The 20,642-nt window shown below is 70.0% G+C and carries 22 protein-coding genes and 1 pseudogene; 14 read left to right on the top strand and 9 right to left on the bottom strand.

What is annotated here, in order from left to right:
* Nucleotides 1-474: transglycosylase domain-containing protein (locus AC2VOR_RS12470; RefSeq protein ID WP_486963880.1), on the bottom strand; the 474-nt coding region annotated here is incomplete at its 3' end.
* A 373-nt stretch (nucleotides 475-847) separates the two neighbouring features.
* On the opposite strand from AC2VOR_RS12470, the gene AC2VOR_RS12465 reads away from it, so the two are divergent.
* Nucleotides 848-1,198, top strand: a complete 351-nt coding sequence (locus AC2VOR_RS12465) for a WhiB family transcriptional regulator (RefSeq protein ID WP_369736622.1) — start codon at nucleotides 848-850, stop codon at nucleotides 1,196-1,198.
* Between the two features lie 129 nt (nucleotides 1,199-1,327).
* Here AC2VOR_RS12465 and bagB read toward each other — a convergent pair whose 3' ends face one another.
* Both bagB and bagA read right to left on the bottom strand, forming a co-directional pair.
* On the bottom strand, nucleotides 1,328-2,473 hold the full coding sequence (bagB, locus tag AC2VOR_RS12460) for an ATPase BagB (protein ID WP_369736623.1): 1,146 nt from the start codon (nucleotides 2,471-2,473) through the stop codon (nucleotides 1,328-1,330).
* Nucleotides 2,470-3,507 carry an ATPase BagA gene (gene bagA / locus AC2VOR_RS12455; protein ID WP_369736624.1) on the bottom strand — a complete coding sequence of 346 codons (1,038 nt, stop codon included), beginning with the start codon at nucleotides 3,505-3,507 and terminating at the stop codon, nucleotides 2,470-2,472. Before bagA ends, bagB begins: the two co-directional genes overlap by 4 nt.
* Before the next feature lie 65 nt (nucleotides 3,508-3,572).
* Here bagA and sp36 point away from each other — a divergent pair, with 65 nt between their 5' ends.
* Genes sp36 through AC2VOR_RS12440 form a run of 3 tightly spaced genes read left to right on the top strand, consistent with a single transcriptional unit; the run spans nucleotide 3,573 to nucleotide 4,989 of the window.
* Nucleotides 3,573-3,737, top strand: a complete 165-nt coding sequence (gene sp36, locus AC2VOR_RS12450) for a Sp36 family protein (protein WP_369736625.1) — start codon at nucleotides 3,573-3,575, stop codon at nucleotides 3,735-3,737.
* Nucleotides 3,734-4,189 carry a RidA family protein gene (locus AC2VOR_RS12445; protein WP_369736626.1) on the top strand — a complete coding sequence of 152 codons (456 nt, stop codon included), beginning with the start codon at nucleotides 3,734-3,736 and terminating at the stop codon, nucleotides 4,187-4,189. The genes sp36 and AC2VOR_RS12445 overlap by 4 nt, the downstream gene beginning before the upstream one ends.
* Nucleotides 4,186-4,989, top strand: coding sequence for an MBL fold metallo-hydrolase (locus tag AC2VOR_RS12440; protein ID WP_369741394.1), 804 nt, complete (start codon nucleotides 4,186-4,188; stop codon nucleotides 4,987-4,989). The genes AC2VOR_RS12445 and AC2VOR_RS12440 overlap by 4 nt, the downstream gene beginning before the upstream one ends.
* Nucleotides 4,990-5,048: 59 nt before the next feature.
* On the opposite strand, the gene crp is transcribed toward AC2VOR_RS12440, so the two are convergent.
* Both crp and AC2VOR_RS12430 read right to left on the bottom strand, forming a co-directional pair.
* Nucleotides 5,049-5,723, bottom strand: coding sequence for a cAMP-activated global transcriptional regulator CRP (gene crp, locus AC2VOR_RS12435; RefSeq protein WP_369736628.1), 675 nt, complete (start codon nucleotides 5,721-5,723; stop codon nucleotides 5,049-5,051).
* 99 nt (nucleotides 5,724-5,822) lie between these two features.
* The gene (locus AC2VOR_RS12430) at nucleotides 5,823-6,206 is read right to left on the bottom strand and encodes a hypothetical protein (RefSeq protein ID WP_369736630.1); all 384 of its coding nucleotides are present in this window, start codon (nucleotides 6,204-6,206) and stop codon (nucleotides 5,823-5,825) included.
* A 162-nt stretch (nucleotides 6,207-6,368) separates the two neighbouring features.
* Between AC2VOR_RS12430 and nth the strand changes: the two genes are divergently transcribed.
* From nth to marP, 4 genes and pseudogenes are all read left to right on the top strand, one after another.
* Entirely contained in the window at nucleotides 6,369-7,049 is a 681-nt protein-coding gene (gene nth, locus AC2VOR_RS12425) for an endonuclease III (RefSeq protein ID WP_369741395.1), read from the top strand.
* An 8-nt stretch (nucleotides 7,050-7,057) separates the two neighbouring features.
* Nucleotides 7,058-7,696, top strand: a complete 639-nt coding sequence (locus AC2VOR_RS12420; RefSeq protein ID WP_369736631.1) for a TlpA disulfide reductase family protein — start codon at nucleotides 7,058-7,060, stop codon at nucleotides 7,694-7,696.
* A gap of 53 nt (nucleotides 7,697-7,749) precedes the next feature.
* Nucleotides 7,750-8,531: pseudogene (locus AC2VOR_RS12415) on the top strand (NUDIX hydrolase).
* Between the two features lie 11 nt (nucleotides 8,532-8,542).
* Complete coding sequence (marP, locus tag AC2VOR_RS12410) at nucleotides 8,543-9,736, top strand: acid resistance serine protease MarP (protein ID WP_369736633.1); 1,194 nt, start codon at nucleotides 8,543-8,545, stop codon at nucleotides 9,734-9,736.
* Here the strand turns inward: marP and AC2VOR_RS12405 are convergent.
* The 3 genes from AC2VOR_RS12405 to AC2VOR_RS12395 all read right to left on the bottom strand — a co-directional run bounded on the left by AC2VOR_RS12405 (nucleotide 9,729) and on the right by AC2VOR_RS12395 (nucleotide 12,085).
* Nucleotides 9,729-10,700 carry an alpha/beta fold hydrolase gene (locus AC2VOR_RS12405; protein ID WP_369736635.1) on the bottom strand — a complete coding sequence of 324 codons (972 nt, stop codon included), beginning with the start codon at nucleotides 10,698-10,700 and terminating at the stop codon, nucleotides 9,729-9,731. The genes marP and AC2VOR_RS12405 overlap by 8 nt on opposite strands.
* The gene (locus AC2VOR_RS12400; RefSeq protein ID WP_369736637.1) at nucleotides 10,701-11,225 is read right to left on the bottom strand and encodes a phage holin family protein; all 525 of its coding nucleotides are present in this window, start codon (nucleotides 11,223-11,225) and stop codon (nucleotides 10,701-10,703) included.
* 188 nt (nucleotides 11,226-11,413) lie between these two features.
* Nucleotides 11,414-12,085 (bottom strand): cutinase family protein, encoded by a 672-nt coding sequence (locus AC2VOR_RS12395; protein ID WP_486963879.1) that lies wholly within the window; start codon nucleotides 12,083-12,085, stop codon nucleotides 11,414-11,416.
* Nucleotides 12,086-12,451: 366 nt separating this feature from the next.
* On the opposite strand from AC2VOR_RS12395, the gene AC2VOR_RS12390 reads away from it, so the two are divergent.
* The gene (locus tag AC2VOR_RS12390) at nucleotides 12,452-13,150 is read left to right on the top strand and encodes a chymotrypsin family serine protease (RefSeq protein ID WP_486963878.1); all 699 of its coding nucleotides are present in this window, start codon (nucleotides 12,452-12,454) and stop codon (nucleotides 13,148-13,150) included.
* A 1-nt stretch (nucleotide 13,151) separates the two neighbouring features.
* On the opposite strand, the gene acs is transcribed toward AC2VOR_RS12390, so the two are convergent.
* Nucleotides 13,152-15,110, bottom strand: coding sequence for an acetate--CoA ligase (acs, locus tag AC2VOR_RS12385; RefSeq protein ID WP_486963877.1), 1,959 nt, complete (start codon nucleotides 15,108-15,110; stop codon nucleotides 13,152-13,154).
* 160 nt (nucleotides 15,111-15,270) lie between these two features.
* On the opposite strand from acs, the gene AC2VOR_RS12380 reads away from it, so the two are divergent.
* The 5 genes from AC2VOR_RS12380 to AC2VOR_RS12360 form a co-directional block, all read left to right on the top strand.
* A complete protein-coding gene (locus AC2VOR_RS12380; protein ID WP_486963876.1) occupies nucleotides 15,271-15,816 on the top strand; it encodes a DUF4232 domain-containing protein in 546 nt (181 codons plus the stop codon).
* 37 nt (nucleotides 15,817-15,853) lie between these two features.
* On the top strand, nucleotides 15,854-17,491 hold the full coding sequence (locus tag AC2VOR_RS12375; RefSeq protein WP_486963875.1) for a peptide ABC transporter substrate-binding protein: 1,638 nt from the start codon (nucleotides 15,854-15,856) through the stop codon (nucleotides 17,489-17,491).
* 4 nt (nucleotides 17,492-17,495) lie between these two features.
* Complete coding sequence (locus tag AC2VOR_RS12370; RefSeq protein WP_486963874.1) at nucleotides 17,496-18,422, top strand: ABC transporter permease; 927 nt, start codon at nucleotides 17,496-17,498, stop codon at nucleotides 18,420-18,422.
* Nucleotides 18,415-19,275, top strand: a complete 861-nt coding sequence (locus AC2VOR_RS12365) for an ABC transporter permease (RefSeq protein WP_486963873.1) — start codon at nucleotides 18,415-18,417, stop codon at nucleotides 19,273-19,275. Before AC2VOR_RS12370 ends, AC2VOR_RS12365 begins: the two co-directional genes overlap by 8 nt.
* Nucleotides 19,272-20,642: ATP-binding cassette domain-containing protein (locus tag AC2VOR_RS12360; protein ID WP_486963872.1), on the top strand; the 1,371-nt coding region annotated here is incomplete at its 3' end. The genes AC2VOR_RS12365 and AC2VOR_RS12360, both read left to right, overlap by 4 nt.

Below are 20,642 nucleotides of genomic sequence, written 5' to 3'. Positions count from 1 at the left end.
CGCGCGCTTCTCGGCGTCGGTCTGGGCCGTCACCAGCAGCTGGTAGTTCTTCACGTACTGCTGCTCGATGGTCGAACCGCCGCGGGTGTCGACGTCCCCGCGCGCATACCCGGCCAGCCCGGTCAGGGTGCCCTTCCAGTCCACCCCGTTGTGCTCGGCGAAACGCTTGTCCTCGATCGAGACGATCGCAAGCTTCATGGTGTTGGCGATCTTGTCGCCGGGCACCTCGAACCGGCGTTGCGAGTACAGCCAGGCGATGGTGTTGCCCTTCGCGTCGACCATCGTCGAGACCGCCGGCACCTCACCCTCGAGGAGCTGCGCCGAGCCGTTGGCGACGACCTCGGAGGCGCGATTGGACATCAGCCCCACACCGCCGGCCACCGGGAACATCAGGGCGGTCGCGACCACACCGGCCAACAGGCAGAATCCGGCGAGCTTGAGAACCGTGAGGCCTGCTGGGGGGCGGTCTGGCATGGGTACTAGAGTAGCGGGCCACGGTTTCCCCGATGCCGCCTCAGCCGCCCCGCCGGACCGGCAGAACGACTAAGCATTTCGCTGACCAGGGATGTTGCCCCCGGCTCGAGTGATATTCGCGCCGACTTAACCGGTCGTACACTCCCGCCGGGGTGCGTGATGGTACGTCTGGTCGTAGGCTACCGCGCAGGACGGCACGCGCGTCCCAAAAAAAGGTTATGAGACTGTTGCGCAATTGCCACCTGACCACCTAACTTATACACACGGTGAGATTCGGCTAACACCGTCGTGGATAGTGTGGCGTAGATCGCAGTCGGGTCTGCACCCGAGGAGGGCGGCCGCGGAAGGCGGCCGGGCAGGAAGGGAACGACTCGTGTCAGGAACACGGCCCGCCGCGCGTCGGACAAACATCGCGGCTGCGCAAGGCGTACTCCGCAGCGTCGACGCCGAAGAACGAATCACCTGGGTTTCGAAGGCGCTGTGCCGGACCACCGATCCCGACGAACTCTTCGTGCGGGGCGCCGCCCAGCGCAAAGCCGCGGTGATCTGCCGTCACTGCCCGGTCATGCAGGAGTGCGGGGCGGACGCGCTGGACAACAAGGTGGAGTTCGGCGTGTGGGGCGGCATGACGGAGCGTCAGCGCAGGGCGCTGCTGAAGCAACACCCCGACGTGGTGTCCTGGGCGGACTTCTTCGACAAGCGTCGCAACCGCAGCGTCGGCTGACCCCTCGATCCGAGCGGCAATCGCCGCTTGCCTCTGATTACGACCCTGTTACAGCCGTGCGCAGTCGAACTGGCTTGTGCATGGGACGAATTCGCGGCCGGAACTATCGCGCGTGCAATAAGGCCGGCTTCAGCCCGCCGCGGCGGTGAGCTGGTCGGCCAGCGCGCGCAGCGCCTCCAGGTCCGACACGTCGAACGGCAACGACGGCACCCCCACGATCGGCACGTGCGGGTTGGCGCCGGTGAACCGCGACAGCAGCCGCACCTCCCGCTTGGCAGTCTGCGCGCGGTCGGCGTGAATCCGCAGCACCGCCGCCGCCAGCGCCGCGGCCTCCGAATCCTGTCCCGAACCGAGCGCGGCCTCCAGCGTCTCGCTGCCGTCGACGGCCCGCTCGACCGGCAGCGAACACAGCGTCGGGTGAGTGCGGTTGAGCACCAGCCCGGCCAGCGGCATGCTCTCCTGCGAGAGCCGGTCCACGAAGAACGCCGCCTCGCGCAGCGCGTCCGGTTCGGCCGCCGACACCACCACGAACTGCGTCCCCCGCCGTTTGAGCAGCGCGTAGGTGCGCTCGGCCTTCTCCCGGAACCCCCCGAAGGTGGCGTCCAGCGACTGCACGAATGCGGCTGCGTCACCGAGCATCTGGGAACCGAGCACGGTTGAGAGCGCTTTCATCGCCAAACCCATTGCGCCGGTTACCAGTCGACCGATGCCACGACCGGGTGCCAGCAACAGCCGCCACAGCCGGCTGTCCATGAAGCTGCCCAGCCGCTTCGGCGCGTCCAGGAAGTCCAGCGCGTTGCGCGACGGGGGGGTGTCGACCACGACCAGGTCCCAGCGGTCCTGGCCCAGCAGCTGCCCCAGTTTTTCCATCGCCATGTACTCTTGCGTGCCGGCCAGCGACGTGGCGACGGTCTGATAGAACTGGTTGTTCAGAATCGATTGCGCCCGTTCGGTTCCCGAGTACTGGACCACCATCTCGTCGAACGTGCGGCGCATGTCGAGCATCATCGCGTGCAGCTCCCCGGTGACCTCGGGGGCCAGCGGCACCCGCTGCGGGACGTTGCCGAGTTCGTTGACGCCCAACGCCTGTGCCAGCCGCTTGGCCGGGTCGATCGTCAAAACGCAGACGTTGCGGCCATATTCGGCCGCACGCAACGCCAGCGCGGCGGCCGTGGTGGTCTTGCCCACGCCACCGGCGCCGCAGCACACCACGACGCGGTTCGACATGTCGGACAGGATCGCCTTCATGTCAAGGACTGTCGGTGTGACGCTCATCGAACCCCCTGTTGGGCAAGCGATTCCGAAAGCTCGTAAAGGCTGCCGAGGTCGACGCCGTCGGAGATCGCCGGCAGTTCGAGCCGGGGCACCTGCAACGCGTCGAGCTGTTGGGCGGTCTCGGCGCGCGCGGTGATGCGGGTCGCATGCTCGATGGTCTCGGTGAGCAGGCCGGCGAAGTCGGCCTCGCCGAGCGTGATTCCGGCCATCTCGAGGCCGGCCCGAACCGAGTCCGCGTCGATCGCGCCCTCGGCGGCCTTGGCGAGATCGCGCGGCTCCAGATACGAGGGGATGTTGCGGTTGACGATCACACTGCCGATCGGCAGCTCCATCTCGGCCAGCTCCTCGATGGCTTCCAGCGTCTCCTGCACCGGCAGCGCCTCGAGCAGGGTGACAAGGTGGATGGCGGTCTGTTCGGAGTGCAGTAACCGGACCACGCCCTCGCTCTGCGAGTGCACCGGCCCACCCTTGGCCAGGTCGGACACGGCCTTGGTGACATCCAGGAAGCGCGCGATGCGGCCCGTCGGCGGCGAGTCCACCACGACCGCGTCGTACACCGGCAGCCTGTTGCGGTCGACGCGCACCACCGACTCCTTGATCTTGCCGGTGAGCAGCACGTCGCGCAGACCGGGCGCGATCGTCGTCGCGAACTCGATGGCGCCGATGCGCCGCATCGCCCGGCCCGCGATGCCGAGGTTGTAGAACATGTCCAGGTATTCCAGGAACGCCGCCTCTATGTCGATCGCCAGCGCGTTGACCTGGCCGCCGCGCTCCGCCGTCGCGATCTTGAGCTCCTGGTACGGCAGTGGCGGCACGTCGAACAACTGCGCAATCCCTTGCCTGCCCTCGACTTCGACGAGCAGGACCTTGCGGCCGCCCGCGGCCAGCGTCAGCGCCAGGGCGGCCGCCACCGTCGACTTGCCCGTGCCGCCTTTGCCGGTGACGAAATGCAGCCGGGCCTTGGACAGGCGCGCCGGCCAGCCCACGGGACTACCGCCGCTGTTGCTGCCGGGAGTGCCGGAAGTGGTTGCCACCTTCGCATGCTAGCCCGAGCGACTCCGGCCCCCCGCAGATCGGGGTCGACCGATAGGCTCACGCCATGAGTCAACCGACCGCATGGGAGTACGTAACGGTTCCGCTGCTGACGCACGCCACCAAGCAGATCCTCGATCAATGGGGCGCCGACGGCTGGGAGCTGGTGGCGGTGTTGCCCGGGCCCACCGGCGAACAGCATGTCGCGTACCTGAAGCGCCCCAAAGGATGAGTGCATCGGCCCGGCTCGACCAGCTCGGCATCACGCTGCCCGAGGCGGTGCCGCCGCTGGCCGCATACGTACCGGCGGTGCGCACCGGAAACCTCGTCTACACGTCGGGTCAGCTGCCCATGAAGGCGGGCGAGCTGGCCGCGACCGGCAAGGTCGGCGCCGCGGTCACCCCCGAGGAGGCCAAGGCGATGGCGCGGGTGTGCGCCCTCAACGCGCTGGCGGCCGTGAACGCGCTGGTCGGGATCGACGCGGTGACCCGGGTCGTCAAGGTCGTCGGGTTCGTCGCTTCCGCAGCGGGCTTCAACGGCCAGCCGGGCGTGGTCAACGGGGCCTCCGAACTGCTCGCCGAGGTTTTCGGCGACAGGGGCGCGCATGCGCGCTCGGCGGTCGGCGTTTCGGAGTTGCCGCTGGACGCGCCGGTGGAGGTCGAGCTGATCGTGGAGGTGGCCTGACGGCCGCGACCGGGGCCGACGAGCCGCTGACCCATCCCGCCTACCGGCGGTTGCGGGCGGTCACCGACACGGCCTCTGTGCTGTTGGCCGACAACCCCGGGCCGTTGACGCTCGAGGGCACCAACACGTGGGTGCTGCGCGGCCCCGGCAGCGATGAGCTGGTGATCGTCGACCCGGGTCCCGACGACGACGAGCACATCGCCCGCATCGCCACGCTGGGCCGCGTCGCGCTGGTGCTGATCAGCCACCGCCACGGGGACCACACCGAGGGCATCGACAAGCTGGTCGAGCTGACCGGCGCGACGGTCCGCTCGGCCGGCAGCGGATTTCTGCGCGGCCTCGGCGGCGAGCTCACCGACGGCGAGGTGATCGACGCGGCGGGCCTGTGTATCACGGTGCTGGCCACTCCCGGCCACACCGCCGACTCGCTGACGTTCGTGCTCGATGACGCGGTGCTGACGGCGGACAGCGTGCTGGGCCGCGGCACCACCGTCATCGACAAGGAGGACGGCAGCCTGCTCGACTACCTGGAGTCGCTGCGGCGGCTGCGCGGTTTGGGCCGACGCGCGGTGCTGCCCGGGCACGGCCCCGAACTACCCGACCTGGAGGCCGCCGCGTCCGGCTACCTGATGCATCGCCAGGAGCGGCTCGAACAGGTGCGCGCTGCGTTACGCGAGTTGGGGGAGGACGCCAGCGCGCGCCGGGTCGTCGAGCACGTCTATGTCGACGTCGACGAGAAGCTCTGGGAAGCTGCCGAATGGTCGGTCCAGGCTCAGCTGGACTACCTGCGCCGAGATTGACGTTTCGCAGCGAAAGTGCGAGTGGGCGTCTGCAGAACGTCGATCTCGGCGCCAAGCGCCTAGCGCGCGCGGCGGGCCAGCCGCTCGGAGTCCGAGATGAGCACGCTCTTGCCCTCCAGGCGGATCCAGCCGCGATGGGCGAAGTCGGCCAGCGCCTTGTTCACCGTCTCCCTGGACGCCCCCACCAGCTGGGCGATCTCCTCCTGGGTCAGGTCGTGGGTGACGCGCATGGCGCCGCCCTCCTGCGTGCCGAAACGCTGGGCCAGCTGCAGCAGCTGCTTGGCCACCCGCCCGGGCACGTCGGTGAAGATGAGGTCGGCCAGGTTGTTGTTGGTCCGGCGCAGGCGCCGGGCCAACACGCGCAGCAGCTGCTCGGCGATCTCGGGCCGGTCGGCGATCCACGCCCGCAGCGCGTCGCGGTCCATCGAGACCGCGCGCACCTCGGTGATGGTGGTCGCGCTGGACGTCCTCGGGCCGGGGTCGAAGATCGACAACTCCCCGAACATGTCCGAGGGGCCCATGATGGTCAGCAGGTTCTCCCGGCCATCCGGTGAGCGCCGGCCGATCTTGACCTTGCCGGCGATGATGATGTACAGCCGGTCGCCGGGTTCTCCCTCGGCGAAGACCGTGTGTCCGCGGGGGAAGTCGACGGGTTGCAGTTGCTTCGTCAACGCGGCGACCGCGCCGGGCTCGACCCCTTGGAAGATTCCTGCCCTTGCCAGGATCTCGTCCACGTTGCCCTCTTCAGCTTTCCAACGATGTGATGTAGACAGGCTAACCTCTTGCTCGCGTGTCGAGTCTAGAGGTACACCGGAGTGTCCAACGTGCCAACGCTACACACGATTGACATATCCCGGGGTCTTAAACTGCGGATTGCCGCGTGGATGGGTGTGTCGCGGCGCGGGCGACACGAACTCGCCCAGCCGGTAGCAGTCGGGGGCGAACCCGGGCGCGGCGTGCCGCCCCCCGGCCGGCGGGGCTTCCAGTTCCCGCCGCTCCCGTCGCAGATGCAAATACTCCAGCGCCTCGGGCATGCCGTCGTGGGCCGGCGTGCGCATGTCCATGGCCTCGGCGGGCCCGGGTGACTCGTCTGACGCGGTGATCGCGAGCGGCCGGCCGGACAGGTCGCGTTCGAGCCGCCCGAGGCCGAACGTCGCCAGCATCAGCAGCCCCGGCACGCAGGCCACCAGCAACCATGACACAGGGAAAGTAAACATGGTGGTGCAGCAACACGAGGTCTCGGTCAGATCACGAAATCAGTACTCTGCCGAAATCAGTACTCTGCCGAAATCAGTACTCTGTCGTAGGTGATAGCGGCGAAGGCCGAGCGGCGGTGGGCCGAAGAAACCCGCACCGGGCTGGTGCGACGGGCACGCCGGATGAATCGCACCCTGGCCAAGGCCTTCCCAGACGCCCATTGCGAGCTGGACTTCACCACGCCGCTGGAGCTGACGGTGGCCACGATCCTCTCGGCGCAGAGCACCGACAAGCGGGTCAACCTGACCACGCCGGCGCTGTTCGCGCGCTACTCCTCGGCGCTGGACTACGCGCAGGCGGACCGCGCCGAACTGGAGGCGCTCATCCGCCCGACCGGTTTCTTCCGTAATAAGGCCACCGCCCTGATCGGCCTCGGGCAGGCACTGGTCGAACGGTTCGACGGCGAGGTGCCGTCCACGCTGGCCGACCTGGTGACGCTGCCCTGGGTGGGGCGCAAGACCGCGAACGTCATCCTCGGCAACGCGTTCGGTGTCCCGGGCATCACCGTCGACACCCATTTCAAGCGGCTGGTGGACAGGTGGCGCTGGACCGCCGAGGAAGATCCGGTCAAGATCGAGCACGCCGTGGGTGCGCTGATCGAGCGCACCGAGTGGACGATGCTGAGCCATCGCGTGATCTTCCACGGCCGTCGCGTGTGCCACGCGCGAAAGCCGGCGTGCGGCGTCTGCCTGCTCGCCAAGGACTGCCCGTCCTTTGGGCTCGGTCCCACCGAACCGCTGCTCGCCGCGCCGCTGGTGAAGGGCCCCGAAGCCGAGCACCTGCTGGCCCTGGCCGGGCTGTAAGCACGGCCTTGACCCGCAGCACGCGCTGGACCATCGCGATCGTGGCGGTGGTGGTGGCGCTGGCGGCCGCGCTGGTGGCCCAGTTGCGCGACGACGCCCCGGGGCCCGCGGCGACCGACGCCGGCGCCGGCCGCGAGCACCGCGACGCCGACACCCCGGCCGCGCTGGCGGGACCGCGGCGGCGAGCGGACCTGCGGCCCTGTCCTGCACCTGCCGGCGGTCCCGGCCCCGCGGCGCTGCGGGGGGTCACGGTGCAATGCGCCGCCGACGGGTCCGTCGTCGACGTCGGCCGGGCGCTGGCCGGGCGGCGGGTGGTGCTGAACTTCTGGGCGTACTGGTGCGCCTCGTGCACCGCCGAGCTGCCCGCGATGGCCGAGTATGCGCGCCGGGCCGGGCCGGGCCTGACCGTGCTGACCGTGCACCAGGACGAGAACGAGACGGCCGCCCTGCTGCGGCTGGCGGAGCTGGGGGTTCGGCTGCCGACCCTGCAGGACGGTCGGCGCCGCGTGGCGGCGGCCCTGCGGGTGGTTAACGTGATGCCAGCGACGGTGGTACTGCGGCCGGACGGTAGCGTTGCCCAGACGCTGCCGCGCGCTTTCGCCAGCGCCGACGAGATCGCGGCCGCGGTCGGAGACCAGGAGCGATGAGGCGGCAGCCGGAGACGGACGGGCGGTCGGGAACCCAGTGGAGGTGGCGGTGAGTGCTTGGGGTACCGCCCGCACGCAGGGGACGGATCCCGTTACGTCCGAACTCTGCCCGCCGTGGCTGCGCCCCCTCATCGACAACCTCGGCCGGATTCCCGACGCGTACCGGCGCCGGCTGCCGGCCGACGTGCTGGCGATGCTGACCTCCGGCGCGGCGTCCGCGGGCGGCGAACGGCGCGACGCGGCGGTGCTGGTGTTGTTCTCCGGGCCGGAGTCCGGGCCCGCCGGCGGCGGCATCCCCGACGAGGCCGACCTGCTGGTCACCGTGCGCGCCGCGACGTTGCGCCACCACGCCGGGCAGGCGGCGTTCCCCGGCGGCGCCTCCGACCCCACCGACGACGGTCCCGTGGCCACCGCCCTGCGCGAAGCGCGCGAGGAAACGGGCATCGACCCGGCCCGGCTGCAGCCGCTGGCCACCCTGGAACGGTTGTTCATCGCGCCGTCGCAGTTTCATGTGGTCCCGGTGCTGGCCTACTCGCCGGATCCCGGGCCGGTCTCGGTCGTCGACCGGGCCGAGACCGCGGTCGTGGCCAGGGTCCCGGTGCGCGCGTTCGTCAACCCCGCCAACCGGCTGATGGTGTACCGCGGCGACCTCGGCCACCGGTGGGCCGGGCCGGCGTTTCTGCTGAACGAGATGCTGGTCTGGGGCTTCACCGGCCAGGTGATCTCCGCCCTGCTCGACGTCGCCGGGTGGGCCCGGCCCTGGGACACCACCGACCTGCGCGAGTTGGACGAGGCCATGTCGCTGGTCGACGACCAGGGTGGGCCGGCCCGATGAGCCTGAACTCGATGACCCCCTCGCAGTGGCTGGACATCGCCGTCCTGGCGGTCGCCTTCATCGCGGCCGTTTCGGGATGGCGTTCCGGCGCACTGGGTTCCGTGCTGTCGTTCGCCGGGGTGCTGCTCGGTGCGATCGCCGGGGTGCTGCTGGCGCCCCACATCGTCAGCCACATCGCCGCCCCCCGCGCCAAGCTGTTCACCGCACTGTTCCTGATCCTGGCGCTCGTGGTCGTCGGCGAGGTGGCCGGTGTTGTGCTGGGTCGGGCCGTGCGCGGGGCCATCCACAGCCGCGTCGTCCGGACCGTCGACTCCGTCATCGGGGTGGGGGTCCAGCTCGTGGTCGTGCTGACCGCGGCCTGGCTGCTGGCCACGCCGCTGACCCAGTCGAAGGACCAGCCGGAGCTGGCCGCCGCGGTCCGGGGCTCCCGGGTGCTCGCGCAGGTCAACGACGTCGCCCCGCCCTGGCTGAAGACGGTGCCCAAGCGCCTGTCGGCGCTGCTGAACACCTCGGGACTGCCCGCGGTGCTCGAGCCTTTCAGCCGCACCCCGGTCATCCCGGTCGCGTCCCCGGATCCGGCCCTCGCCACCAACCCGGCGGTCACGGCCGACGCGCCGAGCGTCGTCAAGGTGCGCAGCCTGGCCCCCAGCTGCCAGAAGGTGCTCGAGGGCAGCGGCTTCGTCATCGCGCCCGACCGGGTGATGACCAACGCCCACGTGGTGGCCGGGTCCAACAGCGTCCAGGTCTACGCCAGCGGCAACCCGCTGGACGCCACCGTGGTGTCGTACAACCCCGCGGTCGACATCGCCATCCTCGCCGTCCCGCACCTGCCGCCGCCGCCCCTGGCCTTCGCCCAGACCCAGGCTAAGACCGGCGCCAACGTCGTGGTGCTCGGCTATCCTGGCGGCGGCAATTTCACCGCGACCCCGGCCAGGATCCGCGAGATCATCAAGCTCACCGGTCCCGACATCTACCGGGATCCCACACCGGTCACCCGCGACGTCTACACCATCAGAGCCAATGTGGAGCAAGGCAATTCGGGTGGGCCGCTGATCGATTTGAACGGCCATGTGCTCGGCGTGGTGTTCGGCGCCGCCGTCGACGACCCCGATACCGGGTTCGTGCTGACAGCCGACGAGGTCGCCGGGCAGCTGTCCCGGATCGGCGACACCCAGGGGGTGAGCACCGGGGCCTGCGTCAGCTGACCCAGTGCACCTGGCCGAGGAACTTCGTCAGCTGCCCGTTGATCTCGTCGGGCAGCTCTTCGTGGCTGAAGTGTCCCGCGCCGGCGACCGACAGGTAACGCCCGTGCGGGGCGTACCGCTGCGTCCGGTCCACCGGGTCGGCCAGCACGTAGGGGTCCGCGTCACCGCGCAGGTGTAGCAACGGCACCCCGAGCTGTTGGGACATCGACGTCATGAACCGCCAGCCTTCACTGCGCAGCTGGCTGCGCACCGCCCAGCGCTGGTACTCCAGGGCGCAATGGGCGGCCGCCGGAATCTGGATCGCGGTCCGCAGGTAGCGGATGGTTTGGGAGAAGTCCTCGGAAGCCACCCATTTCGCGCTGCTGCGGCTGGCTACGAGGCGCTCGATCTCGGCCGCGTCGTCCCGGGTTAGCAGGCGCTCCGGCCACAGCGGCAGCTGGTAGCGCAGCAGCATGGGTAGCAGCGCATACCCCTGATCCCGCCGGCTCAGGGCGGACCGGCGCAAGGCGGCGGGGTGCGGCGAGCTGATCAGCGCGATCGCGCGCACCAGGCGTGAATGCAGCAGCGCGGTCGCCCAGCACGCAAGCCCGCCCTCGGCGTGGCCGACGAGGGTCGCCGAGGAGTGCCCGAGCGCGCGGATCAGTCCGGCGGTGTCACCGGCGAGCGTCCAGCCGTCGTAGCCGCGCGGCGGCTTGTCGCTGCCGCCGTAGCCGCGCAGGTCGACCGCCACGACCCGCGCGCCGCTCAGTCCTCGCAGCTGATGGCGCCACGACCACCAGAACGAGCCGAATCCGTGCAGCAGCATCACCAACGGCCGCGCCGTGGCCGGGGTGCCCGCGTCCTGGCCTGTCGGCGGGGTGGCCGGCGATGCCTCGACCACGTGGAATCGGATGCCGTTGGCGTGCACGTCCAGATGCCGCCATGGCCCGTCGATGCGGGTCATCGACGGATCCGGCGCTGCCACCTACCAGCCCGAGGTGTCGGAGGGTGCGCCGCTGTCCGGCGTCTCGTGCCTGCCGCGCCGCTCGGCGCCCGCCTTGTCGTGGCCGGGGGTGAGGGCGGTGCGGGTCTCGCGGACCGATTCGATCGTCTCGCGCGGCCCGCGGATCCGGCGCACCTTCAAAAAGCCCAGCAGGGCGAGTAGCGACCCGAACACCACCATGATCGCGAACACGATCAGGTATGCCACCCAGTGCCACAGCCAGGTGTCGAGCAACTCGGCGAGGAAGAAGAAGAAAAAGAACGTGGAATAGAACAGCACCACCAGCGCGGCGATGAAGAACACGCTGCCGGTCAGGCCCTTCTTGACGTCGCGGGTGATCTCGGCGCGGGCCAGTTCGATCTCGGCGCGCAGCAGCGTGGACACCTGGGCACTCGCGTCTTTGATCAGGTCACCGATCGAGGGCTCGGCGGGTCCGGCGTGCGGATCGGTCAACGGGATGGTGGTCAGCGTGCTGGGTACACCGTTCTTGCGATCGGCTCTGCTCACGGACGGTCCTCTTTCCTCAATTGCCCGGCTGCTCCTCGGGCCGTGGCGGCCCGCGTCGTCGCGTGGACTCGATTGCCCGGCACGCGTCGTCGCGGTTCATGTTGCCATGCGGTGCGTCGCCGGACGAGGTCAGCCGAGAACCGCGAGCGCCGGGGTCGAGCCACCACAACTGCGGCTGAACCCAGCGGTCAGAGGTGGCTCGCGGCGTAGTCGGCTCCCCTGGCCACCATTCCGTCCTCGTAGGAATCCGGGTTGTGCAGGGCGAAGTCGAGCCCGTCGGAGCAGACCGGGTCGTTGTCGATGCACAGCTCGAGCGTCTTCGGCTCATACAGTGGGCCGATGGTCACCGGGGGCTCGCCCAGGAAGCTCATGGCCCTCTCGTTCGGCAACCCGAACAGCACGACCGATGACACGTGGTCGGCGATGTCGGGCGCGAGCGGCCTGGGCACCGTGGCGGGATCGACGCCGGCGGGCACCTCCGGCGAGGTGACGAAGCCCATCACGGCCGCGCCCTGCGAGTACCCGCTCAGCACCATCTTGGTGTTGGGGCAGTTCTTGGCCATCGAGACGACGTGTGCGCCGGCGTCCCTGACACCGTCGATGCCGGTGTCCCACTGGTCGCTGGCGGGGTATTTGACCGCGTACACGCCGAGTGCGTTCGCGCCGACGCGGGAGCGCAGCTGGTTGACGAACGCCTCGCCGACGGGGCCGATGCCCGGCGGCTCACCGGTGCCCCGGGCAAACACCACCTGTTCGGCGGGGCAGGAGGCGGCGGATACGGACGGGACGGGCGCGCTGGCCAAGCCGCAGGCTGCGAGGGCGGCGGCGCCCAGCAATTGGGGGATGCGCCATTGACTCATGCTCAATAAATGCCCGTTCGAGCAGCGCTCAATCTGAGAGAACTCTGTGGGTCGACGCTGCGAAAACGTTCCTGACGTCAGGTGCATCGGGTTGCCAAGCCTTCCGCCTTTGTCCATTCTCTTCCGACCGCCTACTGAGTTTCGTTCGCTTCGGGTTTCGGCTCTCCTCGATGCCGAAGGTTACCGCACAACCGCGTGGACAGCGACGACCTCGCGGACGACATACAGTTGGCGCCGAACCCTTTTGCGGCGCAAGAAGCTCAGGGCCCCGTTTGCTGGGCGCGCCGACGCCGGAGGTCCGGCGTCCCGGCGGACTAGACTTATCGAGCCCCTCGAAATGTGGGGCCGGTTGATGGGAGTGTTGCTTTGCAGACGGTGCACCGTTGCTTCCTGGCGGCGATGGTGGCCGTGTTATTGGCCCTCGGTTTGCCGACCGGGCCGGCGGCCGCCGGCGACAAGGTCCCCATGGGCGGCGGCGCGGGCATCGTCATCAACGGCGACACGATGTGCACGTTGACCACGATCGGCAACGATTCCGCCGGCGAGCTGATCGGGTTCACCTCGGCGCACTGCGGCGGTCCGGGCGCCAAGGTCGCCAGCGAGGCCAACGAGAACAGAGGCCCGCTGGGCATCATGGTCGCAGGCAACGACAACCTCGACTACGCGGTGATCAAGTTCGATCCCGCCAAGGTGACACCGGTGGCCGACTACAACGGCTTCCCGATCGACGGCATCGGCGAGGACCCGGCCTTCGGTCAGATCGCTTGCAAGCAGGGCCGCACGACGGGGAACTCCTGCGGCGTCACCTGGGGCCCCGGCCAGGACCCCGGCACCATCGTGATGCAGGTCTGTGGCCGGCCCGGCGACTCCGGCGCGCCGGTGACCGTCAACAACATGCTGGTCGGCATGATCCACGGGGCCTTCACCGACAGCCTGCCGACCTGCATCATCAAATACATTCCGCTGCACACCCCGGCGGTCGTGCAGTCGTTCAGCGCGATCATGGCCGACATCAACGCCAAACACCGTCCCGGCGCGGGGTTCGCGCCGATCTCGGCGGCCTGAGCTACTTTTCGGCCTGGATCGCGTCGAACACGCCGGGGTCCAGCAGAGTCGAGGTGTCGCCCAGTTCGCGATTCTCGGCGACGTCGCGCAGCAGCCTGCGCATGATCTTGCCGCTGCGGGTCTTGGGCAGCTCCGGGACCACGTGCACCTCCCGGGGCTTGGCGATCGGCGAGATCTCGCGTGCCACCTCGGCGCGTAACTCGTCGACGACCCCGTCGTGGACCGCTACGTCGGCGCACAGGACGACGAAGGCGCAGATCGCCTGTCCCGTGGTCTCGTCGGTCATCCCGACCACGGCCGCCTCCGCGACCGACGAGTGGCCGACCAGCGCCGACTCGATCTCGGCGGTCGAAAGGCGGTGACCGGAGACGTTCATTACATCGTCGATCCGGCCCACCACCCAGATCGCGCCGTCGGCGTCGTACCAGGCGCTGTCGCCGGCGAAGTACCAGCCGTGCTCGGCGAACCGCGACCAGTAGGTCTCGGCGTACCGTTCGGGATCGCCCCAGATGCCGCGCAGCATCGACGGCCACGGCTGATCCAGGACCAGGTACCCGGTGGCGTGTTCGCCCTGCCTGCCGCCGGGCGGTAGCGGGTTGCCGTGATCGTCGACGATCTTGGCCGAGATGCCCGGCAACGGCGTCATCGCCGAACCCGGCTTGGCCGCAGCAACTCCCGGCAGTGGGGAGATCATCGCGGCGCCGGTCTCGGTCTGCCACCAGGTGTCCACGATCGGGATGCTGTCCGCGCCGATCACCTTGCGGTACCAGCGCCACGCCTCGGGATTGATGGGCTCGCCGACCGACCCCAGCAACCGCAGGCTGGACAGGTTGTGCGCGTCGGGGATCTCGCGCCCCCACTTCATGAACGTGCGGATCAGCGTCGGCGCGGTGTAATAGATTGTCACCCCGTACTTTTCGATGATCTCGAAATGACGGTGCGGGGTGGGTGTTTCCGGGGTTCCCTCGTAGAGCACCTCGGTGGCCCCGTTGGACAGTGGGCCGTAGACGCCGTAGGTGTGCCCGGTGACCCAGCCGATGTCGGCCGTGCACCAGAAGACATCGGTTTCGGGCTTGATGTCGAAGACGTAGAAGTGGGTGTAGGACGCCTGCGTGAGATAGCCGCCGGTCGTGTGCACGATCCCCTTGGGCTTGCCCGTGGTGCCCGAGGTGTAGAGCAGAAACAACGGCTGCTCGGCATCGAAGGGCTCCGGGAGGTGTTCGGCGGCAGCGGATTCGACGACGTCGTGCCACCACAGGTCGCGTCCCTCGGTCCAGGGCACCTCGATCCCGGTGCGACGCACCACCAGAACATGCTGCACCGGGCTCGGTCCGTCCGGGCCGGGCGCGGTGGCCTCGTCGGCCGCTTCCTTGAGTGGCGCCGGTTTGCCGCGGCGAAACTGCCCGTCGCTGGTGATCAGCAGCTTGGCCTGGGCGTCGGCGATCCTGGCCCGCAACGCGTTTGCGGTGAAACCGGCGAAGACGACGCTATGCATGATGCCCAACCGGGCGCAGGCCAGCATCGCGATCACCGCTTCGGGGATCATCGGCAGGTAGATCGCGACGCGGTCGCCGGCGACCAGGCCCAGGCCAGTCAGGGCGTTGGCCGCCTTACACACCTCGGCGTGCAGATCGGCATAGGTCAGGCTGCGGCTGTCGCCGGGTTCGCCCTCCCAGTGGATGGCGACCCGATCGCCGTGGCCCGCCTCGACGTGACGGTCCACGCAGTTGTAGGCCACATTGAGCTTGCCGTCGGCGAACCACTTGGCGAACGGCGCCGCCGACCAGTCCAGCACCTCGGTGAACGGCGCCGCCCAGGACAGCCGATTGGCCTGCGCGGCCCAGAAGCCGAGCCGGTCGGCCTCGGCCTGGCGGTACATCTCCGCGCGGGCATTGGCCTGCTCGGCGAACTGCGGTGGCGGCGGATACGACGCCGGGCCTTCGGTACCGGTGGCGGTCACGGGCTTGCTCCTAAGTCGAGGTACGGCCGTTTGCTGGGCCCGCGAATCGACTCGGCCGGCGCGGACCCGCCGACCGTCTAGTGAGCCTAGCCCCGCGATGATACGGCCGCGCGCGTCATTCCGAGGTCAAAGGGGGCCCCGATAGCGGATAATCGCCGGTGTGCCGGCGCGCCACGCGCGGCCCGTCCGCCGCCCGATCCGCGGGTTTGCCGCGGCTGTCGCCGGTTGCGCGGCCAGCACCCTGCTGGGAGCCCCGGCCGGGGCCGCGCCGGCCGAGGGCACCGACGAGCCGCCGCCGTGCTGGTCGGACCAGATTGCGGTGACGGGGACCCCGGCCGAGGGCGCCGTGGGCCACCGGGCACTGACCCTGATCTTCACCCTGGCCGGCGGGGCGGACCCGTGCACCCTGACCGGCTATCCCGGGGTGGACACCGGGACCGGCGGCCCGCTGGTCCATGTCGAACCCACCCTGCGCGGGTACATGGGCGGGCTGCCGCCCGGCGTCGACGTGCCACCCGCGGTCACCCTGTCGCTGTCGAGTGGGGGCCGTGCCGTCGTGGAAAGCCTGGCCGTCGACGAGCACGGCGGCCCGTGTCCCACCTACACCGAGTTGCTCGTCAACCCGCCCGACACCACCGAGGTGCTGATGGTGCCGGTCAGCATCGACGCCTGCCTGCTGCAGGTGCACCCCCTGACCCCCGAGTGACGCGCGCGCCGCCGCCCTTCGCTTAGGGTCGGGTGTCATGCGTTGGATGCGGGCACGGCTGGTGCTGGTCGCCGCCGTAGTGCTGGCGCTGGCGCCGCTGGGCTCGCTGGCAGGGTGTGGCGGCGGGATACTGAGCCCCGATCTGGTGGTGGTCAACGGCGGTGAGCCGCCCAACCCGCTCGTCCCGACCGGCACCAACGACAGCAACGGCGGCAGGATCATCGACCGGCTCTTCGCCGGGCTCGTGTCCTACGACGCCAACGGGATGCCGGCCAACGAGGTAGCCGCCTCGATCGACACCACCGACAACATCAACTACCGGATCACCCTGCAGCCGGGCTGGTCGTTCACCGACGGCTCCCCGGTGACGGCCCACTCCTTCGTCGACGCGTGGAACTACGGGGCGCTGGGCGCCAACGCCCAACTGCAGCAAAGCTTTTTCAGCCCGATCGACGGGTTCGACGAGGTCGCCGGCCGGGCGGCCGGCGAGAAGACGGGTCCGACCACCATGTCGGGGCTGCACGTGGTCGACGACCTGGAATTCACCGTCCGTTTGAAGGCGCCGACCATCGACTTCAAACTGCGGCTGGGCCACAGCTCGTTCTATCCGCTGCCGGCCGCGGCGTTCCGGGACATGGCCGCCTTCGGCCGCCACCCCATCGGCGACGGGCCCTACCAGCTCGCCGACCGCCCGGACGGCCCCGCCTGGGAGCACAACGTCCGAATCGACCTGCAGCCCAACCCCGGCTACCACGGAAACCGCAAGCCGCACAACAAGGGCCTGCGGTTCGAGTTCTACTCCAACCTCGACACCGCCTACGCCGATCTGCTGTCGGGCAACCTCGACGTCCTGGACACGATGCCGCCCAGCGCGCTGCCGATCTACAAGCGCGACCTGGGCGAGCGCGTCGCTGCCGGCCCGGCGGCGATCAACCAGACCCTCGACACCCCGCTGCGGCTGCCGCATTTCGGCGGCGAGGAGGGCCGGCTGCGGCGTCTGGCGTTGTCGGCCGCCATCAACCGGCCGCAGATCTGCCGGCAGATATTCGCCGGAACACGCAGCCCGGCAAGGGATTTCACTGCGCAGTCGCTACCCGGCTTCGACCCCAACCTGCCCGGCAACGACGCGCTGGACTTTGACCCCGACCGGGCTCGCAAGCTGTGGTCGCAAGCCGACCGGATCTCGGCGTGGAGCGGCCGCTACGTGATCGCCTACAACGCCGACGCCGGCCACCGCGAGTGGGTGGACGCCGTAGCCAACAGCATCAAGAACGTCCTGGGCATCGACGCCGTCGGGGCCCCGCAGCCGACGTTCGCCGGGTTCCGCACCCAGATCACCAACCACACCATCGGCAGCGCCTTCCGCGCCGGCTGGCAGGGCGACTACCCGTCGATGATCGAGTTCCTCGCCCCGCTGTTCGCCACCGGCGCCGGTTCCAACGACGTCGGCTACTCCGACGCGAAGTTCGACTCGGCGCTGACGACCGCCGAAGCGGCGCACGACCTGCGGCAGGCCGACGCGCTGGCCAACGACGCGCAGCGAATCCTCCTGCGCGACATGCCCGTCGTCCCGCTGTGGGACTACATCGGGGTGGTGGGATGGTCGTCGCGGGTCAGCGGAGTCGCGGTCACCTGGAACGGCCTGCCCGACTACGAGCGCATCGTCAAGGCTTGATGCGATGGGCTGGTACGTCGTGCGCCGGATCGCCGCCATGGTGCCCGTCTTCCTCGGGGCCACGCTGCTGATCTACGGCATGGTGTTCCTGCTGCCCGGAGACCCGGTGGCTGCGATCGCCGGGGACCGGCCGCTGACACCGGAAGTGGCCGCGCAACTGCGGGCCCGCTACCACCTCGACGACCCGTTCCTGCTGCAGTACCTGCGCTACCTGGGCGGCGTGTTGCACGGCGACCTGGGCCGCTCCTACTCCGGCCTGCCGGTGAGCGACGTTCTGGCGCATGCCTTTCCGGTCACGTTGCGGCTGGCGCTGATCGCGCTTTCCGTCGAGGCCGTGCTGGGTGTCGGCCTGGGGGTGGCCGCCGGGCTGCGCCAGGGCGGGGTCTTCGATGCCACCGTGCTGGTCACCGGGCTGATCCTGATCGCGATCCCGATCTTCGTGCTGGGCTTCCTGGCCCAGTTCGTGTTCGGCATCTGGCTGGGGGTCGCACCGGTCACGGTGGGCGAGCGGTCGACGTTCACGCGCCTGCTGCTGCCCGGGATCGTCCTGGGATCGGTGTCGTTCGCCTACGTGCTGCGCCTGACCCGGTCCGCGGTCGCGGCCAACGCCCACACCGACTACGTCCGCACCGCCACCGCCAAGGGGCTGTCGCGGCCCCGCGTCGTGGCGGTGCACATCCTGCGCAACTCGCTGATTCCGGTGGTGACGTTCCTGGGTGCGGACCTGGGGGCCCTGATGGGCGGGGCGATGGTGACCGAGGGCATCTTCAACATCCACGGCGTCGGCGGCGTGCTGTACCAGGCGGTCACCAGGCAGGAGGCGCCGACGGTGGTGTCGATCGTGACGGTGCTGGTGTTGGTCTACCTGGTCACGAACCTGGCGGTGGATCTGCTGTATGCCGCGCTGGACCCGCGGATCCGCTATGGGTGAGGGGGGCTTCTGGCGCGACACGTGGGCCGGGTTGCGCCGGCGTCCCAAGTTCGTCGTCGCCGCCGCGCTGATCCTGTTGATCATGGCCGTCGCCGCGTTCCCGGGTCTGTTCACCGGAGCCGACCCGACCTACGCCGACCCCGCCCAGAGCCTGCTGCCCCCCTCGTCGACCCACTGGTTTGGCACCGACCTGCAGGGCCACGACATCTACGCGCGCACCGTCTACGGGGCGCGGGCCTCGGTGACCGTGGGGCTCGGCGCCACCCTGGCGGTGTTCGTCGTCGGCGGCGCACTGGGCGCGCTGGCCGGGTTCTACGGCGGCTGGCTGGACGCGGTGGTCTCCCGCGTCGCCGACGTGTTCTTCGGGCTGCCGCTGCTGCTGGCCGCCATCGTGCTGATGCAGGTCCTGCGCCAGCGCACGGTGTGGACGGTGATCGCGATCCTGGCCCTGTTCGGCTGGCCGCAGGTCGCCCGGATCGCCCGCAGTGCGGTGCTGGAGGTCCGGGCCGCCGACTATGTCCTTGCCGCCAGGGCGTTGGGGATGAGCAACTTTCAGACACTGCTGCGGCACGCGCTGCCGAACGCCCTGGGGCCGGTGGTCGCGGTGGCCACGATCGCCCTGGGTCTGTTCATCGTCACCGAGGCCACGCTGTCCTACCTCGGGATCGGGCTGCCGGCGTCGGTGGTCTCCTGGGGCGGCGACATCAACGTCGCGCAGACCCGCCTGCGCTCGGGCTCGCCCATCTTGTTCTACCCGGCCGGCGCCCTGGCGGTCACGGTGCTGGCCTTCATGATGATGGGCGACGCGCTGCGCGACGCGCTGGATCCGGCGTCGCGGGCGGTGCGGCCGTGACCGCTCCACCGGCGCCGCTGCTGTCGGTGCAGGGCCTGGAGGTCAGGTTCGGTGAGCAGCCGGTGGTAAGCGGGCTGGACCTGAGCGTGCTGCCTGGGCAGGCCGTCGCCGTCGTCGGCGAATCCGGCTCGGGGAAGTCCACGACGGCCGCCGCCATCCTCGGGCTGCTGCCCCCGGGCGGGCGAATCACAGCCGGGCGCATCGTTTTCGACGGGCGTGACATCGCCTCAGCCGGCCCCCGGCTGCTGCGGTCGATCCGGGGCCGCTCGATCGGCTACGTGCCCCAGGATCCGGCGACCAACCTCAACCCCGTGTGGAGCGTCGGATTCCAGATCCGGGAAGCGTTGCGGGCCAACGCCGGTGGCCGCACGGCGCGACGGCGTGCAGTGGAGTTGCTCGGCGAGGCAGGGATGCCGGATCCCGAGCGGCAGGCCGGCAAGTATCCGCACCAGCTCTCCGGCGGCATGCGCCAGCGGGCGCTGATCGCGATCGGGCTGGCCGGGCGGCCCCGCCTGCTGATCGCCGACGAGCCGACGTCCGCGCTGGACGTCACCGTCCAGCGGCAGGTGCTCGACCACCTGCAGCGGCTCACCGCGCAGCTGGGCACCGCCCTGTTGCTGATCACCCACGACCTGGCGCTGGCCGCCGAACGCGCCGAGTCGGTGGTCGTCGTGCACCGTGGTGCGGTTGTGGAATCCGGTGCCGCAGCGGCGATCCTGAAAAATCCGCAACACGAGTACACCCGGCGGCTGGTCGCCGCGGCGCCGTCGCTGACGGTTCGCAGCCCGCGCCGGAAGGCGGCCGGCACGGCCACGGGCGACATCCTCGTCGCGTCGGGGCTGAGCAAGGTCTACCGCGAGTCGCGGGGGGCGCCGTGGCGGCGCACCGAGTTCCGGGCCGTCGACGCCGTGTCGTTCCGGCTGCGCCGGGCGGGCACGCTCGCGATCGCCGGAGAATCCGGATCCGGCAAGTCGACCCTGGCGCGCATGGTGCTCGGGCTGCTGGAACCGAGCGCGGGCACGGTGGTGTTCGACGGCACCCGCATCGACGGCAGCCTGGGCCGGGACGCCGAGCTCGCGTTTCGCCGGCGGGTGCAGCCGGTCTTCCAAAACCCTTACGCCAGCCTGGATCCCAGGTACACGGTGTTCCGCGCCATCGAGGAACCCCTGCGGATCCACCGCATCGGAGACCGCGAGGAGCGGGCGCGGGCCGTGCGCGAACTCCTCGACCAGGTGGCGCTGCCGTCGTCGGTGCTGGGCCGGCTGCCCCGTGAGCTGTCGGGTGGTCAACGCCAGCGGGTCGCGATCGCCCGGGCCCTGGCCCTTCGGCCCGACGTGCTGGTCTGCGACGAGGCGGTCTCGGCGCTC

The organism is Mycobacterium sp. TH-M103, from assembly GCF_057473785.1.
Note: the sequence above shows the minus strand (reverse complement) of the source record. Positions and strands in the feature narration are given on the sequence as shown.